The 16,287-nt window shown below is 69.9% G+C and carries 15 protein-coding genes and 7 pseudogenes; 6 read left to right on the plus strand and 16 right to left on the minus strand.

From position 1 onward, the window contains the following. Positions 1-113: 113 nt before the first annotated feature. Positions 114-1,635 (minus strand): annotated as a pseudogene (locus ABD357_RS03795) (FAD-dependent monooxygenase). Positions 1,636-1,804: 169 nt separating this feature from the next. On the opposite strand from ABD357_RS03795, the gene ABD357_RS03800 reads away from it, so the two are divergent. Next, complete coding sequence (locus ABD357_RS03800) at positions 1,805-2,404, plus strand: TetR/AcrR family transcriptional regulator (RefSeq protein WP_119102998.1); 600 nt, start codon at positions 1,805-1,807, stop codon at positions 2,402-2,404. 493 nt (positions 2,405-2,897) lie between these two features. Here ABD357_RS03800 and ABD357_RS03805 read toward each other — a convergent pair whose 3' ends face one another. Further along, positions 2,898-3,128 carry a TetR family transcriptional regulator C-terminal domain-containing protein gene (locus tag ABD357_RS03805; RefSeq protein ID WP_344387545.1) on the minus strand — a complete coding sequence of 77 codons (231 nt, stop codon included), beginning with the start codon at positions 3,126-3,128 and terminating at the stop codon, positions 2,898-2,900. A gap of 31 nt (positions 3,129-3,159) precedes the next feature. On the opposite strand from ABD357_RS03805, the gene ABD357_RS03810 reads away from it, so the two are divergent. After that, positions 3,160-3,402 (plus strand): hypothetical protein, encoded by a 243-nt coding sequence (locus ABD357_RS03810; RefSeq protein ID WP_344387546.1) that lies wholly within the window; start codon positions 3,160-3,162, stop codon positions 3,400-3,402. Here ABD357_RS03810 and ABD357_RS03815 read toward each other — a convergent pair. After that, positions 3,376-3,519 (minus strand): annotated as a pseudogene (locus ABD357_RS03815) (TetR family transcriptional regulator); the annotation flags it as partial. The gene ABD357_RS03810 and the pseudogene ABD357_RS03815 overlap by 27 nt on opposite strands. A 122-nt stretch (positions 3,520-3,641) precedes the next feature. Between ABD357_RS03815 and ABD357_RS03820 the strand changes: the two are divergent. After that, positions 3,642-3,857 (plus strand): annotated as a pseudogene (locus tag ABD357_RS03820) (ATP-binding protein); the annotation flags it as partial. 129 nt (positions 3,858-3,986) lie between these two features. Here the strand turns inward: ABD357_RS03820 and ABD357_RS44525 are convergent. The 4 genes and pseudogenes from ABD357_RS44525 to ABD357_RS03845 all read right to left on the minus strand — a co-directional run bounded on the left by ABD357_RS44525 (position 3,987) and on the right by ABD357_RS03845 (position 6,678). Then, positions 3,987-4,522, minus strand: a pseudogene (locus tag ABD357_RS44525) (GntR family transcriptional regulator). Between the two features lie 78 nt (positions 4,523-4,600). After that, positions 4,601-4,831, minus strand: a complete 231-nt coding sequence (locus tag ABD357_RS03835) for a hypothetical protein (protein ID WP_344387477.1) — start codon at positions 4,829-4,831, stop codon at positions 4,601-4,603. 120 nt (positions 4,832-4,951) lie between these two features. Further along, positions 4,952-5,665 carry an SDR family NAD(P)-dependent oxidoreductase gene (locus ABD357_RS03840; protein ID WP_344387479.1) on the minus strand — a complete coding sequence of 238 codons (714 nt, stop codon included), beginning with the start codon at positions 5,663-5,665 and terminating at the stop codon, positions 4,952-4,954. A 109-nt stretch (positions 5,666-5,774) separates the two neighbouring features. Continuing rightward, positions 5,775-6,678, minus strand: a pseudogene (locus tag ABD357_RS03845) (helix-turn-helix transcriptional regulator). 259 nt (positions 6,679-6,937) lie between these two features. Between ABD357_RS03845 and ABD357_RS03850 the strand changes: the two are divergent. Continuing rightward, a pseudogene (locus ABD357_RS03850) lies at positions 6,938-7,327 on the plus strand (alcohol dehydrogenase catalytic domain-containing protein); the annotation flags it as partial. Here ABD357_RS03850 and ABD357_RS03855 read toward each other — a convergent pair. Next, a pseudogene (locus tag ABD357_RS03855) lies at positions 7,326-7,436 on the minus strand (sugar kinase); the annotation flags it as partial. The pseudogenes ABD357_RS03850 and ABD357_RS03855 overlap by 2 nt on opposite strands. Here ABD357_RS03855 and ABD357_RS03860 point away from each other — a divergent pair. Together ABD357_RS03860 and ABD357_RS03865 are read left to right on the plus strand one after the other, a co-directional pair. Beyond that, positions 7,417-7,641, plus strand: a complete 225-nt coding sequence (locus ABD357_RS03860; RefSeq protein ID WP_344387540.1) for a 5'-nucleotidase C-terminal domain-containing protein — start codon at positions 7,417-7,419, stop codon at positions 7,639-7,641. The pseudogene ABD357_RS03855 and the gene ABD357_RS03860 overlap by 20 nt on opposite strands. Next, complete coding sequence (locus ABD357_RS03865; RefSeq protein WP_344387541.1) at positions 7,638-7,907, plus strand: 5'-nucleotidase C-terminal domain-containing protein; 270 nt, start codon at positions 7,638-7,640, stop codon at positions 7,905-7,907. The genes ABD357_RS03860 and ABD357_RS03865 overlap by 4 nt, the downstream gene beginning before the upstream one ends. 50 nt (positions 7,908-7,957) lie before the next feature. Here the strand turns inward: ABD357_RS03865 and ABD357_RS03870 are convergent, their stop codons facing one another. The 8 genes from ABD357_RS03870 to ABD357_RS03905 all read right to left on the minus strand — a co-directional run bounded on the left by ABD357_RS03870 (position 7,958) and on the right by ABD357_RS03905 (position 16,267). Then, positions 7,958-9,247, minus strand: coding sequence for an ammonium transporter (locus ABD357_RS03870; protein ID WP_344387480.1), 1,290 nt, complete (start codon positions 9,245-9,247; stop codon positions 7,958-7,960). Between the two features lie 102 nt (positions 9,248-9,349). Then, on the minus strand, positions 9,350-9,973 hold the full coding sequence (locus ABD357_RS03875; RefSeq protein ID WP_344387481.1) for a helix-turn-helix domain-containing protein: 624 nt from the start codon (positions 9,971-9,973) through the stop codon (positions 9,350-9,352). A gap of 9 nt (positions 9,974-9,982) precedes the next feature. Next, complete coding sequence (locus ABD357_RS03880) at positions 9,983-11,071, minus strand: FAD-dependent oxidoreductase (RefSeq protein ID WP_344387482.1); 1,089 nt, start codon at positions 11,069-11,071, stop codon at positions 9,983-9,985. Beyond that, complete coding sequence (locus ABD357_RS03885; protein ID WP_344387483.1) at positions 11,068-12,387, minus strand: FMN-binding glutamate synthase family protein; 1,320 nt, start codon at positions 12,385-12,387, stop codon at positions 11,068-11,070. Before ABD357_RS03885 ends, ABD357_RS03880 begins: the two co-directional genes overlap by 4 nt. Before the next feature lie 108 nt (positions 12,388-12,495). Beyond that, on the minus strand, positions 12,496-13,170 hold the full coding sequence (locus ABD357_RS03890; RefSeq protein WP_344387484.1) for a GltB/FmdC/FwdC-like GXGXG domain-containing protein: 675 nt from the start codon (positions 13,168-13,170) through the stop codon (positions 12,496-12,498). After that, on the minus strand, positions 13,158-14,033 hold the full coding sequence (locus tag ABD357_RS03895) for a class II glutamine amidotransferase (RefSeq protein ID WP_344387485.1): 876 nt from the start codon (positions 14,031-14,033) through the stop codon (positions 13,158-13,160). The genes ABD357_RS03890 and ABD357_RS03895 overlap by 13 nt, the downstream gene beginning before the upstream one ends. Before the next feature lie 11 nt (positions 14,034-14,044). After that, positions 14,045-15,373, minus strand: a complete 1,329-nt coding sequence (gene glnT / locus ABD357_RS03900) for a type III glutamate--ammonia ligase (RefSeq protein WP_344387486.1) — start codon at positions 15,371-15,373, stop codon at positions 14,045-14,047. 225 nt (positions 15,374-15,598) lie between these two features. After that, positions 15,599-16,267, minus strand: a complete 669-nt coding sequence (locus ABD357_RS03905) for a GntR family transcriptional regulator (protein WP_344387487.1) — start codon at positions 16,265-16,267, stop codon at positions 15,599-15,601. Between the last annotated feature and the right edge of the window lie 20 nt (positions 16,268-16,287).

A 16,287-nucleotide genomic window follows, 5' to 3' on the forward strand; every position in this document is an offset into this window, starting at 1 on the left:
AACGCCAACGTCGCCCGCATACGGTTCACTTCATGTGCGTCCACACACCCAACATGCTCCTGATCAGAACCAACGGAAAGACCTAACGGAGTCCTACTAGGCCGCCGTTCGGATCAGCCCGGCCGTGAGGTGCGGCGCCTCTCGACCGCCCTGACCTCGCGACGCCGGGGTGATCCAGCCGAGAGGGCCTGGCCCAGATACCGGGCCACCGCCTCCTCGATCCCCGCCGCGTCCGCGCCCTCCGCCGCCCAGGCCACGTATCCGTCGGGCCGTACCAGGACGGTCGTCCGGCGGTCGCCCGCCCAGCGCTCCACGGTCAGCCACCCCTCACGGACACCGGGGCCTTCGTACGTCCCGGGCGTGATCAGCACGAACCGGCCGCCGCGCAGCGCCTCGTAGAGCCGGCCGTCCTTCAGGGCGACGTCGGGGACGCGGGTGCCGGTGAGGCGGTGGGCGCCGCGGAGGGAGGGGTAGGCGTAGCCGATCCCGGTGATCTGCCCCAGGGCCTTGCGCTGGACGGGCGGGGCCATGTCGACGAACGCGGAGACAAGGGCGCGGGCGGCACGCAGCAGCGGATTCCGCGCGCGGGCCAGCCGGACCAGTCCGCCACTGCTGCGCAGCACCGCCCTGCCGACCGGGTGGCGCTCGGCCTCGTAGCTGTCGAGGAGCCCTTCGGGCGCCCGGCCCTGGACGGCCGCGGCGAGCTTCCAGCTCAGGTTGGCGGCGTCCTGGAGGCCGGTGTTCATGCCCTGCCCGCCGGCCGGGGAGTGGATGTGCGCGGCGTCCCCGGCGAGGAAGACCCGCCCGACCCGGTAGTGCGGTGCCTGGCGCTCGTCACTGTGGAAACGGGAGAGCCAGCGGGCGTCGTGCATGCCGTAGTCGGCGCCCAGGGCACGGCGGGTGATCTCCTTGACCTCGTCGAGGTCGAGCGGGGCGTCGTCTGAGACCTCGTTGCGGCGGTTCCAGCCCATGACCCGGTACCAGCCGTCGCCGAAGGAGGCGATCATCGCGAAGGCGTCGGCGCGGCCGTTGACGGTGAGGACGCCCTCGGGCTTCTCGGCCAGCCGGACATCGGCCAGGATCAGCGACTTGATGACGGAGACACCGGGGAAGTCCAGGCCGATCGCCTCCCGCACGGCGCTCCGGTGACCGTCGGCGCCGACGACATAAGCCGCCCGACGGGTGACGACCGCCCCGTCCGCGCCGCGCACGTCGAGGTCGACCCCCTCGTCATCCTGCCGCAGCCCCACGACCTCGCTCTCGTACGCGAACTCGACCCCAGCCTCCCGGGCCCGCCGCTCCAGGAGCCGCTCGACCTCGTACTGCGGGGTGATGAGCAGGAACGGGAAACGCGAGGGCAGCGTGCTCAGATCCGAGGGAGAGGCGGCGGAAGAGCCGCAGGCCGGTGATGGTGTCGCCGGTGGTGAGGAGTTCGTCGGCGAGGCCGCGGGCGTCGAGCTGCTCCAGGGTGCGGGCGTGCACCCCGAAGGCGCGGGAGAGGTTGCTGATCTCGCGCGGCCGCTTCTCGACGAGGGTCACGGTGACGCCGGCTGTGGCGAGGTCACCGGCGAGGAGGAGGCCGGTGGGGCCGGAGCCGACGACGATCACGGTGCGGTGGGTGGCGGTGCCGTTCATGGTGGCCTCCTGTTGCCAACGCTTGCTTGCCATCGCCTATTGCCAACAAATGTTGGCCAACACTCGTTGACGAAGATAGCGAGGCGCCAAAGAGGATGTCAACAATCGTTGGCAAACAACTGTTGGCGAACACTTGTTGACCTACGCCCGTTGGCCTACGCTTGTTGGCATGAATGGCAGCGACAGCACCTCCACGGTTCCCGGCTCCGGCGCCCCCCGCCGCTCCGACGCCACTCGCGGCGCGATCCTCGCGGCGGCCCGCGAGCGCTTCGCGACCGACGGCTACGAGCGAGCCACCATCCGTGCCATCGCCAAGGACGCGAACATCGATCCGTCGATGGTGATGCGGTACTACCGCAACAAGGAGGGCCTCTTCGCGGCGGCCGTCGCCATCGACCTGCGGCTGCCGGACGTGAGCGGGGCGGACCGCCGGCAGGACGCGGGGCGGATCCTCGTCGAGCACTTCCTCGACATGTGGGAGAACAACGAGGTCCTCACCGCCCTGCTGCGGGTCGGCGTGACCAACCAGGCCGGGGCGGAGCGCATGCAGGGCATCCTGCGGGACCAGCTGCTGCCGGTCGCCCGGCAGGTGTGCCCCGACCCCGAGCAGGTCCCGGCACGGGCGGCACTCATGGCGTCGCAGCTGCTGGGGCTGGCGCTCACGCGGTACGTGCTGCGGATGCCGCCGGCGGTGGGGCTGGCGCGGGCGGAGATCGTGGCATGGCTGGCACCGACGATCCAGCGGTACCTGACCGCGCCGAGTCCCTGAGGCTTGCCGAGCACTCGTATCCGCAGGGGCCACGGGACCGGTAGGACGCTGGAAAGGCCGCCCCGTACATGAGACCCGCCGAGCCAAGGAGCGGATCGCGGAGCTTTCCGCGCAGCTGGAGGAGTTTCACCGCACCACCGGAGAGATCCGCATCACCCGCAAGGCGCTGCTGGAGCTCCCGAGCTGGTCCCGCCCGAGCCGCCGCCCCCGAAGCTGCCTGACCATCCGGCCTACCAGCAGACCACGGCGGTGTTCGTCGCGGCCGAGGCCCGCTGCGGGCGCGGCAGGCGTGTGAGGCGATGGACCTGGAGATCGCGCCCAACACCATCAACAACACCCGCCTGAAACTCAAGCGGCTCGTCGAACGCGGGATCCTGGCCGAGACCGAGCAGGCCTTGTTCACCCATCCGCGGCCGTAAGCCGCCCTGCGTCGCCGCGATCCGCCCGCCCTCAACGAGGCAGCAAATCAGGAATCCATCCTCATACCGCCCTCTCACACCGGCCTTTCTGTGTCTTCCGGTGGCGTGTCGCTGGGCTGGTCCGTCAGTCCTGAGGGTGGGGCAAGCCAGGTTTCGTAGAAGGCGTCGAAGGCGGCGACCATGTCCACGTCGCGGTCGTAGAGCCATTGGATCTGCAGGCCGTCCAGGAGCGCGAGAAGGACGACAGCCGCCTGGCCGGGATCGCGGTCTGCGCGGATGTGGCCCTCCTGCTGGGCTCCACTCACGCAGCCGCTCGTAGCGTTCGGTGAAGAACTCATGGGCCGGGTGTTTCGCCACGGTGGCCTCGGCCGACAGCAGGGCGAACAGTTGGACGAGTCCGGGTCGCTGGGCGTTCTGGCGCACCAGTTCGGTGACGCCGGTGAGGTGTGCGCTGTCGAATGCGGCCTGGTCCTCGTCGTCGCGTTCCTGGATTATCGCGGACAGCAACGCCCGCTTGCCGCCGAAGTGATGGGTCAGACCGGTATCGCTGAGCCCGACACGGGAGGCGATCTCGCGTAGCGATGACCCGTGATAGCCGTACTCGGCGAAGACCTCGACAGCGGTCTGCAGGATCTCGCGGCGGCGTTGCCGTCTTCTCCGGCCCGCGCTGCTGGCAGGCTCAGTTCTGGCGGGCACCGAGACCGTCCCCGGGCCCGGGGACCAGCGGAGACGCCGGACCGCGGCCTTCCTCCATGGACCGGCCCAGCTCTTCGCCCCGACACCTGGACGCCCGCCTGGCCCAGGCCCACGGTGGCGAGCTCGGAGCCCTGCGCCGGCTGCACGCCGGCGAGTCCGTCATCCTCTTCGGCCCGGTCGGCGTCGGCAAGACCCCCATGGCCCAGGCCCTCGGACATCTCGCCGTCCGCCAGGGCGCCCACGTCCTCTTCGCCAAGACCAGCCGGATCCTGGCTGACCTCGAGGGCGGTCACGCGGACCGCACCTGGGAGAAACGGAACCGCGAACTCATCTGCCCCGGGCTCGGCGAACAGTGATGGAGGTCGCCACGACCCTTTCAGTCCACACAGGCCGTGACCATTACGGGGACGCTCCGTGAATCACGCCGTCCGTATGGAGCCCGGTCGGCGCGGACAGAGACTGGCGTCCTAACCGGTGGCTGCCTCGGCGAACTGGTTGGTGTCGAAGAGCTGGTTGATGTGGCCGCCCAGCTCGGACCGGTGCTGTCCGGAGAGTTCGGCGGCGGCGCGGGCGTCGCCGCCCGCGCAGACGTCGATGAGCTGGTCGTGGTGTTCGATGGTGTTGCGGCCGCCGAGGAGGGTGGAGAACTTGCGGTAGAGGATGCGGTGGATCTGGGGGTGGAGCTGCTCGACGATCCGGCTGAGTACGGGTTGTCGGCGGCCGAGATCGGGACGGCGTGGAAGCGGTCGTCGGCGGCGAGTGCGGCGTTGGTGTCGTTGGCGGCGACGGCCTGTTCGAAGTCACGGTTGGCCTCGCGCATGTGCTCAAGGTCCTGCCCGGTCATGACCGGCACAGCTGTCTCGATGGCCAGCTGGTCGAGGGAGCGCAGGACGGCGAGGGTTTTCTCGACGTCACGGCGGTTGAGAGTGGTGATGCGGGTGTAGACGCCGGGTTTGGCTTCGACCAGGCCGATGTCGGCGAGCCGGGCGAGCGCCTCGCGCACTGGGGTGCGGCTGAGGCCGAGGCGCTCGGCGAGTTCACCGCCCTGCCGGGAGACAAGGAGGTTCCCCGCTGACGCCTGCTACGGCGTGCACACCGTGCGGGCTGTGGAGAATTTCGCGATAGCCGGGCCGCCGCGGGAAGGGAATGGCCGGTGGCCGAGGATCTCCGGGCCCGGTTGGCCGATCTCCTCGCACGCGCCGATGACCGCTTCGGCGATGTCCGGCGACAGCAGGCCAAGGTCACGGTTTGCCTGCGCCACCGCCTGTTTGACGGCGGCCTGCGCGGCGACCAGGACAGGGAACTGGGCCATGGTCGACCCGTGACACGGCGGTGAAGGCCGTCCGGAGCTGCCGTGTGCAGCCCCGGCCCCGCCCATGAAGCAGGACCGAGAAGGATCGCGCTGAGCAATCCGAGTACGGCGCGGTCGCGGTCAGCCGAGCGGGACGCCTGTGTGGTTCTCCAGGACCTGAATGAGTCGAGCCTGGAACTGTTCGTCCTGCGCCGCAGGGTGCGGTGTCTGCGTCTGCTCGTGATACCAGTAGCCGCCGGTGTCAGGCGTCACGTCGTGATCGGTGGCGAGCCGCACCTGTGTCCGGTGCCCGGCGGCCAGGTCGTCCGAAGCGCCGGGACCGCCCATACGTGTGGGAACCCATCCGGGGTCGACCGCATGGCTCGAGGTTCCTTGCCACCGGGACGCGAGGGCGAGCGCGAGGGTGGTGACCCACAGTTTGCTGTCGTCGTAGGAAGCGGTGCCGGCGGCCAGCTGTCCCAGGTCGGTGGAGCCGGTTCGGTGCATGGAGCTGCTGAGATAGATGAGCCTGGCCGGCTTGTCCATCAGGGCCGTCAGCAGGTAGGGCGCGACGGTGTTGACGGTGACCGCTTCCGGGGAGTGCAGGACGCCGGCGTTGTGGATGACGGCGTCGAAGCGGCCGAATTCAGCGGCCTGCCGGGCAACACCGCGGATCTCGTCCAGTTCGGCGAGGTCCCCGACGACGACGCCTTTCCACCGGGCGGTGTGATCCACGTAGGTGAGACGGGCTGGGCTGCGGACGTGGATGACCACGTCGTGCCCGTCGTCGGCCAACGCGTTCGCCGTGTTGCGCCCGAGTCCGCTGGATGCCCCGGTCACCAGAATCAGTGCCATGCGAGTTGTCTCCCGTCGGTGTGGTGATGGGTGCGGTGAACTGGTCGGGAGCCCGCCGCTTGCCCAGGTCCTAAGTGGAATGGCCGCCCTCGGTTCTCCCTTTCGGCGATCAATTCGGCGGATTGGTCGGAGACCGAAGGGAAGAGGCGACAGCAGTGTCCTGGGTGGCGGCCCAGGACGCGAGCAGGTTCAGGCCTTCTGAGGAGGGTGAGCCGGGCTCGGCGGTGTAGATGGTGAGGGTGAGGCCGGGTTCGGCGGCCATGGCCAGGGCTTCCCAGGCGAGGGTGAGGTTGCCGACGACCGGGTGGTGGAAGCGTTTGATGCCGGTGCCGTGGCGGGTGACGTTGTGGGCGCCCCATCGGGTGCGGAAGGCATCGCTACGCGTTGACAGCTCGCCCACCAGATCGTGGAGGTCCTTGTCATAAGGGTTGCGGCCCGCTTCGGTGCGCAGGACGTCCACGGTCATGTCGGCGATGAGGTCCCAGTCCGGGTAGAAGCGGCGGGCCGCGGGGTCCAGGAACTGGTGTCGAGCTAGGTTCGGCGGCTTCATGCCGCCGCCGTAGATGTCGCTGAAGAAGGCACGGGCGAGCTGGTTGGCCATGAGCAGGCCCAGGCGGCCGTTGACGACGACCGCGGGCCCGGCGGTGACGGCATTCCAGGGTCCACTGCAGGCTCTTGTGCAGGGTCCGCTGTCTGCTGGAGCGCGCCCGCGGGCGGGCAAGCGTATCCGAGCCTTCCTGGGCCTGGGCGAGGTGGAGCAGGTGGGTGCGTTCGGCGTCGTCGAGCTGGAGGGCGCGGGCGACGGCTTCGAGCACGGCGGGTGAGACGCCGGCGAGGTTGCCGCGCTCGAGTCTGGCGTAGTACTCGACGCTGACGTCGGCCAGAGCGGCGGCCTCGCTGCGGCGCAGCCCCGGTACGGGGCGGCGGGTGCCGGATGGCAGCCCCGCCTGCGCGGGGGTGATCTTGGCTCGCCGCGAGGTGAGGAACTCGCGGACTTCGTCACGGTTGTCCACACATCTGACCGTACGCCGCCACCTCGGCCCCAGGCATGTACTGCCAGTACACCCATCGTCAGTGACTCGCTGCCCGCCCGGAGCGGCGGTGACCTGGACGCCGTGGTGTCCCTTCCCGCGGACCTCTGCCGGCCCAAGGATTTCGAACACCTCCCGACAGGATCCCGCGATCATCGTCGGCGCGCCGTATGGCGGTGTGAAGGAGCAGGAAGCAAGTGAAGCAAGGAACGTAAGGAGACTCAGGTTGCGCGGCGTAATCATGCGTACGGCCGGTGACGTCCGGATAGAGCAGCGTGACGACCCGAAGATCATCGAGCCCACCGACGCGATCATCAGGCTGACCGCGACCTGTATCTGCGGGTCGGACCTGTGGCCCCACCGCGGGATCGAGCCCGTCGGTCACACGGCCATGGGGCACGAGTACGCGGGCGTGGTCGAGGAAGTCGGCGACAACGTGCGGAACGTCAAGGTGGGCGACTTCGTCGTCGGGTCGTTCGTCATCTCCGACAACACCTGCGAGATCTGCCGCGCCGGTTACCAGTCCGGCTGCGTGCACCGGGAGTTCGTGGCGCAGACGGTCGGCACCCAGGCGGAGAAGGCCCGCATCTCCCACGCGGACGGCACCCTCGTCCCCACGCCGGGGCAGCCGTACCGTCCGGCTGGTCGAACAGGCCGAGTTCGTCCTGCGCCGGAAGGCCCTCCCAGTCGCCCCGGGTGGCAACGGCGAAGGCCGCGGTGGTGACGGCGCGGTGCAGACGGGGGGACCTCACGTACGCCGCTTCGGCGGGCGGTGAGGCACCGGGCGAGATCACTTACGCCGAGGCCTTCGCCGTCCAGCCCTTCGCGGGATCACTGGTGTCCGTCGACCTGACGGGAGCTCAGATCGAAGAGATCCTGGAGCAGCAGTTCAACGACTCGGCACCCGGGCACCCACCCTCATCCTGGGCCTCTCCAAGGGCCTGACGTACGCCTACTCCCGCAGCGCCCCGGTCGGCGACCGCATCGACCCGGCCTCGATCGGACCCAACGGCGAAACGTTGAAGCCGGACGCCACCTACCGAGTCACCGCGAACACCTTCCTCGCCGGGGGCGGTGACGGGTTCACCACCTTCGCCAAGGGCACCGGCACCATCGGCGGCGGAGACGACATCGCGGCCCTGTCCGACCACCTCACCGCCAACAGCCCCGTCGCCCCTCCGGGCACCGACCGCGTGACCGAACTTCCCTGAACAGCAGTCCCGTCGAGGCTCCACCCGGCATTCCGGGTGGAGCCTCCTCCCTATCCCGCGGCGGCAGGCTCGGGGGTCGGGGCGGTGGCCGGCGAGTGGGCGAGGTCGTAGGCGTTCTCCGCGTGCAGGTGGACGTCGACGCCCTCCTGCTCCACCTCGGGACGGACCCGCAGGCCCATCGTCTTGTCCAGCGCCTTGGCGATCAGCCAGGTCACGCTGAAGGAGTACGCCAGTACGGCCAGGGCACCGACCGCCTGCTTGCCGAGAAGGGAGAGGCCGCCGCCGTAGAGGAGGCCGTCGACGCCGTTGGGGGCGTCCGATGTGGCGAGGATGCCGATCAGCAGGGTGCCGGTGAGGCCTCCGACGAGGTGGATACCGACGACGTCGAGGGAGTCGTCGTAGCCGAACTTGTACTTCAGGCCGACAGCGAGGGCGCACACCGCGCCGCCGATCGCGCCGAGGACGAGGGCGCCGACCGGGGAGACCGCGCCGCAGGCCGGGGTGATGGCGACCAGCCCGGCGATCGCGCCGGACGCGGCGCCGAGGCTGGTGGGGTGGCCGTCGCGGAGTTTCTCGACGAGGAGCCAGCCGAGCATCGCGGAGCAGGTGGCGGTGAAGGTGTTCAGCACGACGACGGAGGCGGCGTTGCTGGAGGTCAGAGCGGAGCCGCCGTTGAAGCCGAACCAGCCGAACCAGAGCAGACCGGCGCCGAGCATCGCCAGGGGCACGTTGTGGGGCCGTTCCGTGCCCTTCTGCCAGCCGATGCGCTTGCCCAGGACGAGGATCATCGCCAGGGCCGCCGCGCCGGCGTTGATGTGTACGGCCGTACCCCCGGCGAAGTCGATGGCGCCGAGCTCGTTGACGATCCAGCCGCCGACGACGTCGTCGCCGTCGAAGGCGAACACCCAGTGGGCGACGGGCAGATAGACCAGGGTGACCCAGATGCCGGTGAAGGCCATCCAGGCGCCGAACTTGATGCGGTCGGAGATCGCACCGCAGATCAGTGCGGCGGTGAGGGCCGCGAACAGGGCCTGGAAGGCGGCGAAGACGGAGAGCGGGATGGTGGCCTTCGGGTCGTCCTTGATGACACCGCTCAGGCCGAAGAACTCGGTGACGTCACCGAGGATTCCGGCGCCTCCCATCGAGTCGCCGAAGGAGGCCGAGTAGCCGTAGACGACCCAGATGCAGCCGACCAGGGCGACGGCCCCGAAGGTCATCATGATCATGTTAATGACGCTCTTGGCGGCAACCATGCCGCCGTAGAAGAGCGCGAGGCCCGGCACCATCAGACAGACCAGTGCCGTGCTTGCGAGCATCCAAGCGGTACTTCCGGTGTCCATGCGCACACTCCGCGGAGAAGTTCAGCAAAATGAAACTTCGTTTCACCACAGTGGACAGGAGATGCGTTACAAGACAGATTCGTGGCCGATTAACACCGGGTTTCAGTGCTGCGGGCTGTCCCCGAAGGCCGTCACCGTCAGGAAGCGGATCGGCAACTCCACCAGCCGCTCCGGGCCGTGCGGGGCCTCACCGTCGAACTGCAGGGCGTCGCCGGGGCGCAGGGTGTAGCTGGACTTGCCGTGGCCGTACACCATGACGCCTTCCAGCATGTAGAGGAGCTCGGTGCCGGCGTGCTGGAAGAGCGGGAAGACCTCGCTCTGTTCGGTCAGCGTGACCAGCAGGGCGTCCATCCGTTTGTGGGCGCCCCGCAGCGAGCCGAGTTGGGCGTACTCATGACCGACGCGGGTACCGCGGCGTACGATCCGGGCGCCGTGCCCGGCGGGGACGAAGACGGCCTCGCGTTCGTCGTCCATGCCGCGGAACAGGGCGGTGACCGGGACGTCGAGACCGCGCGCGAGCCGGGAGAGCGTGGTGAGGCTGCACGCGGTCTGGGCGTTCTCGATCTTCGACAGCATGGCCTTGGAGATACCGACCCGCTGTGCCATCTCGCCGACCGACAGCCCGGCCGCCTGCCGGTACTCGCGGGCCCGGACCGCGATGATGCGCTCCAGCGCCTGGTCGTCGGCGTCCTGGGAGTCCGCTGCGGGTTCGGGGTGCTCGGTCACCGGCGCATCCTAGCCCGCGCGGTCCAGGCGGAACCGGGGATGGGGCTCGGTGCGGCCGGTGGCGAGGTCGGCGGCCATCGCGCCGATGAGCGGGGCGAACTTGGCGCCGTGGCCGGAGCACGGAGAGGCAATGACGAAGGGGCCGTGGCGGTCGAGGACGAAGTCCTCGTCGGGGGTGGTGGTGTAGAGGCAGGTCGCTTCGGCCACCGGGTCGGGCTCGAGGCCCGGGAGGCGGTCCCGTACGAAGCCGCTCACCCGGGTGCGCGACGACGGGTCGACAACCCCGTCGCGGGTGCGGGCGGTGGTGGGGGTGCCGCGATCGTGCTCGGCGACCTTCACCGTGGGGAGCGGGCCGCCGTCGCTTCCCGACGGCAGGCCGTACAGGTGCAGCGCACCGTCCCAGACCAGGGTCGGCCACTTCACGGACGGATCGCGCTGCCGGAAGTGGAAGACCTGCTGCTGCGTCACGTGCAACGGCGGCAGGGCCACGGGCAGTCCGAGCTCGGGCAGCCAGGCGCCGGCGGCGATCACCACGGTGTCCGCGACGATCTCACGGCCGTCGTCGGTGTGCAGCAGAACCCTCTCGCCGCCCCGGACGTCGATGCCCGTGACGCGGGCGCCGATGATGGCTTCCGCGCCGTGTTCGATCGCCCGCCGTACGCAGGCCCCGACGGTCTCGTCGGCGTCGACCACGCCCGCGTCCGGGTGGTGGAGCACCGGGCCCGTGACACGGATGTACGGCCAGCGCTCCAGGGCTGCTTCGGGGCCGAGGAGTTCGTGCGGCACTCCGGCCGCATCGAGGAGTGCCGCCAGCGCCTTCGGGTCACGGTCCTCGCCCATGTCGAGGCCACCGGTCGTGCGCAGCAAGGGAGTCGAGGCGTCGTCCTCCAGTTCCCGCCACTGCTCGTGCGCCTGCCCGGTCAGCCGTACATAGAAGGGGTCGGCGTACGCCCGCCGGAAGATCCGCGAGCTGCCGTGCGAACTGCCGTGCTTGTGGGCGATGTCGTACGCCTCGATGAGCGTGACCTCGTGGCCACGCCGGGCCAGTTGCCAGGCGGTGGCAGCACCCATCAGCCCGGCGCCTACGACGGCGATCACAGACCCTCCCCGGGGATCCAGTTCGTACCCGCGAGCGGGATGCGGGCCATGGCAGCGGACTCGATGGTAAGTGCCACCAGGTCCTCGGGCTCGAGATGGAGGAGGTGGGCCTTGCCGCAGGCGCGGGCGAGGGTCTGGGCCTCCATGGTCATCACGCGGAGGAAGTTGGCGAGCCGGCGGCCGGCCTCGGCGGGGTCGAGGCGGGCGGCGAGGTCCTCGTCCTGGGTGGAGATGCCGGCGGGGTCGCGGCCGTCCTGGTAGTCGTCGAAGTAGCCTGCGGCGGAGCCGAGTTCGCGGTACTCGGCGTCGTACTTCGGGTGGTTGTCGCCGAGCGCGATCAGCGCGGCCGTGCCGATGGCGACCGCGTCCGCGCCCAGGGCGAGCGCCTTGGCCATGTCGGCGCCGCTGCGGATGCCGCCCGAGACGATCAGCTGGACCTCGCGGTGGACGCCCAGCTCCTGCAACGCCTGGACGGCCTGGGGCAGGGCGGCCAGGGTGGGAATGCCGACGTGTTCGATGAACACGTCCTGGGTGGCCGCAGTGCCGCCCTGCATTCCGTCGACGACCACGACATCGGCGCCCGCGTGCACGGCCAGCTTCACGTCGTAGTACGTCCGGGTCGCGCCGACCTTCACATAGACCGGCTTCTCCCAGTCCGTGATCTCGCGCAGTTCGAGGATCTTGATGGCGAGGTCGTCGGGGCCGGTCCAGTCGGGGTGGCGGCAGGCGCTGCGCTGGTCGATGCCGACGGGCAGGGTGCGCATCCCGGCGACCCGTTCGGTGATCTTCTGGCCGAGCAGCATGCCTCCGCCGCCGGGTTTGGCGCCCTGGCCGAGGACGACCTCGATGGCGTCGGCGGCGCGCAGGTCGTCGGGGTTCATGCCGTAGCGGGACGGCAGGTACTGGTAGACGAGGTGCTTGGAGTGACCGCGCTCCTCGGGGGTCATGCCGCCGTCGCCGGTGGTCGTCGAGGTGCCTACCTCGCTGGCACCGCGGCCGAGGGCCTCCTTGGCCTGGGCGGACAGCGCGCCGAAGCTCATGCCGGCGATGGTGACGGGGGTGGCGAGTCGCAGGGGGTGCTTGGCATGGCGAGTGCCGAGGACGACGTCCGTGTCGCAGCGTTCGCGGTAACCCTCCAGCGGATAGCGGGACATGGAGGCGCCGAGCAGCAACAGGTCGTCGAAGTGCGGGAGTCTCCGCTTGGCGCCCCAGCCGCGGATGTCGTAGATGCCGGTCTCGGCGGCGCGCTGGATGGCGTGGATGGTGGCGCGGTCGAAGGTGGCGGACTCGCGCAGGCCGTGGGATGCGGGTTCCATGGCTGAACTCCTCTGGTAACGGCGAGGTGTCGCGCCCCAAAGGGGAGCGGGGAACTGCGCGACCAGCCACACTCGGCCCGCAGTGTTGGGACGGTATTTCCAGCGGAGCTAATAGGCTGCTGTGTTGTCGACCTTGAAGTGGTACAGCTGCCTGGCCGAGCCGTACCGGCGGAAGTCGGCGGGGTTCTCGTCACGCTCGGCCGCCTTGAGCAAGTCAGCGAGCTCTGCGAGGTGTTCGGCGCCCATCTCCTTCTCGACGCAGTCGGCGCCGAGGGACTTGACCGTGCCCCTCACATAGATCCGGGCCTCGTACAGGGAGTCGCCGAGGGCCTCGCCTGCATCCCCGCACACGACCAACCGCCCGGCCTGCCCCATGAAGGCGCTCATGTGGCCGACGCTGCCGCCGACGACGATGTCCACGCCCTTCATGGAGATCCCGCACCGCGCGGAGGCGTCCCCGTCGATCACGAGCAGGCCGCCGTGGGCGGTGGCCCCGGCCGACTGAGACGCGTTGCCGCGCACGCGAACCGTGCCGGACATCATGTTCTCGGCCACCCCGGTGCCGGCGTTGCCGCGAACGGTGACCGTGGCGTGCTGGTTCATGCCGGCGCAGTAGTAGCCGACGTGGCCCTCGACGTCGACGGTGTGGTCCTCACGGATCCCGCAGGCCACGGCGTGCGCGCCGCGCGGGTTGAGGACTCGCCAGGACGTCGCGTCGGGGGTGTGCAGGGCCTGGTTGAGGTCCCGCACGGGAGTCTCGGCCAGGTCGATCAGCGTCGCCATACGTACACCTCTTCCGGCTCGGGTTCGAAGATGCGGGCGTTCTCGATGCCCGGCAGGACGTCCAGCGCCCGGTACTCGGAGGCCATCGCGACCCACGCGTCGGTTTCGGCGACGAGCGCCGGCTTGCAGGCGATCGCGTCGCGGACGACCGCGAAGGAGTCGCCGGTGGACACGAGCAGCGTGTAGAAGCCGTCGAACCGCTCGCACAGCAACCGCAGGGCCTTCTCCAGGTCGGCGCCCTGGGCGAGTTGGTGTGCGATGAACCGCGCGCCGACCTCGGAGTCGTTCTCGCTGTCGAACTCGACGCCCTGGGCGCGCAGTTCACGCCGGATGGTGGCGTGGTTGGCGAAGGAGCCGTTGTGCACCAGGCACTGGCCGGGGCCGACGGAGAAGGGGTGCGCGCCCTCGGGGGTGACGGCGGACTCGGTGGCCATCCGGGTGTGGCCGACGCCCTGCCAGCCGGTGACAGCGGCGAGCCCGAAGGACTCCGCCAACCGCACTGGATTTCCGGTGCCTTTGAGTACGGCCATATCCGTGCCCGAGCCGATGACGGTGGCGTGGGGCAGCGCGGCCGAGACGGCTGCGAGCAGGTCGGCGATGGAAAGATCCGCATGCACGACCGTGGTGGCGTCGGCCGCGACGGCCACGGCGCCGGGCAGCGCGGCCTCCGCCTCGGCCGGCGTGGCCCCGAGCAGCGAGACGACGGCACGTCCTGGCGGAGACAGGCGCGGGTCACCGTAGACCGCAACTCCCGCCGAATCCGGGCCGCGTTCGACGACCTGTCCCAGCATCGCGGCCAGCAGCGCGCCGAGCCGGGGTTCGAGGGAGGGCTCGCGCAGGTGGAGCCCCACGATTCCGCACATCTCAAGTCCCTTCAGAAGGCGGTCAGATAGCGGTCGAGCTCCCAGGGGCCGACCGTGGCGTGCCAGTCGAAGAACTCCTCGCGCTTCAGGTCGGCGAAGTACCGGCTGACCCCGGTGCCTACTGCGTCCAGCGCGCCGCTGATCACGTCGTCCGCCTGGAGGGCCTCGACGGCGTGCAGCAGGGTGGGCGGGAGTTCCGGGCCCTTGCCGGCCGCGCCGGGCTCGCCCGGGTCGAGGCCGCGTTCGATGCCGTCGAGGCCCGCGGCGAGGGCGGCGGCAGCGGCGAGGTAGGGGTTGGCGGCGCCGTCTCCGCCGCGCAGCTCGATGCGGTTGCCGTCGGGGACGCGGACGAAGTGGGTGCGATCGTTGCCGCCGTAGCCCGCCATGCGTGGCGACCAGGTGGCTCCCGAGCGGGTGGAGACCGCGCCGGTGCGCTTGTACGAGTTGACGGTCGGCGCGATCACGGCCTGGAGCGCCCGCGCATGCTCGACAACCCCGGCGACGAAGGAGTAGGCGAGCGAGGACAGACCGAGCCCGCGCCCGTCGGTGGCGTCGGGGAAGGCGGGTTCGTCACCCCGCCACAGCGACATGTGCAAGTGCATGCCGGTGCCGGTGCGGTCGGTGAACGGCTTCGGCATGAACGTGGCGGTCATGCCCCGCTGTTCGGCGAGCATCGAGACCAGGTACCGCATGGTGATGACCCGGTCGGCGGTGGTGAGGGCGTCGGCGTGCTTGAAGTTCTGCTCGAACTGGCCGTTGCCGTCCTCGTGGTCGTTGGCGTAGTTGCCCCAGCCGAGGGAGTTCATGGCGCTGGAGACCGCGGTGAGGTGGTCGTACATCCGGGTCAGTCCCCGTGCGTCATAACAGGGTTGGGCTGCGGTGTCCTTGGTGTCGGCGACGCTGAGCACGCCGTGCTCGTCGCGGTTGACCAGGAAGTACTCGACCTCGGCGCCGACGGACATCGACAGCCCCTGGTCCGCGGCCCGCTCCAGGAGCCTGCGCAGGATGACGCGGGGCGCGTAGGGCCAGGGTTCGCCCTCCACGTGCGGGTCGCAGTGGACGAGGGCGAGGCCGGGCTTGATGAAGGGGACGGGTGTGTACGAGGAGGCGTCCGGCCGTGCGATGACGTCGGGGTCGCTCGGCTGCTGGCCGAGAGCGCCGGCCGCGTAACCGGCGAACCCGACGCCCTCGTCGCGGAGTTCCTCGACGGCCTGGGCCGGGACGAGCTTGGCGCACGGCTTGCCGGTCAGGTCGACGAAGACGGCCAGTACGAACTCGATGCCGTCGGCGCGGACCAACTCGGCGAGATCGGGGGCGTCCGCTGCTGGGTCGGTCGTCATGGGGCCTCCCTGGCCGGGATGGAGTGTCCACTAGGATGAATCATCGTTGCCTACGAGTAGACACTCTTGGTGTTACGGACGGATTTCAGCGGTGGAAGGTCCCCGTAAGCCGAGGGGCCGGGCACCGCCCCCGAAGAGGCGGAACCCGGCCCTGATGCACCGTCAGGAGAGGGCGGAAGACCATTCGATGGCAGCCGTATCGGACGAACCGCCGGACGGCCCGTATCAGGAACCTGCCGTGCCGAACCTCTCGTTCGCACCGCCGATGGGCAGCCCCGCCAGCAGAGCACGCCGGCTGGCCCTGACGTGCTCACGCATCACGTGCTCGGCGCTGTCGCCGTCCTTCTCCAGGATCAGCTCCAGGACGAGGTGGTGTTCACGGTCCGACTGAAGGGGGCGGCCCGGCTGACTCAGCGACGTGTTCACCAGCCGGGAGTAGGCCAGCTGATTCATCAGCATCCGGTAATGGGCTTCCAACTTGCTGTTGTCGGCCCCGGCGATGAGCAGGTCGTGGAACTCCTGGACCAACTCCGCGTACCGCTCCCGGTCGTCCCCTGCCACCGCTTCATCGGCCTCGCGCAGGTTGCGCTCGAGCATGTCGATCTCCGGAACCCGGCCCCGCCGGGCGAGAAGGCGGGCGGCCGCGCCCTCGAGGAGCTCCTTCATCTCGAAGAGCTCGGTTATTTCGCGACGGGAGGGAGTGGTGACGAACGTCCCGACGCGGGGCCGGATTTCCACCAGTCCTTCGGTCTGCAGCTGCTTGAGGGCTTCGCGTACCGGCGTACGACTGACACCGAACTCTTCCGCGAGAGCGAGCTCCGACAGCGGAGCCCCGGGCTCGATGTCTCCCTTGATGATCCGCCGGCGCATTTCGGCGATCACCCTGGCCTGCATCGACCCTCCCCCAGCCTCCG

Source organism: Streptomyces vastus, assembly GCF_039532825.1.
GTDB lineage: Bacteria > Actinomycetota > Actinomycetes > Streptomycetales > Streptomycetaceae > Streptomyces > Streptomyces vastus.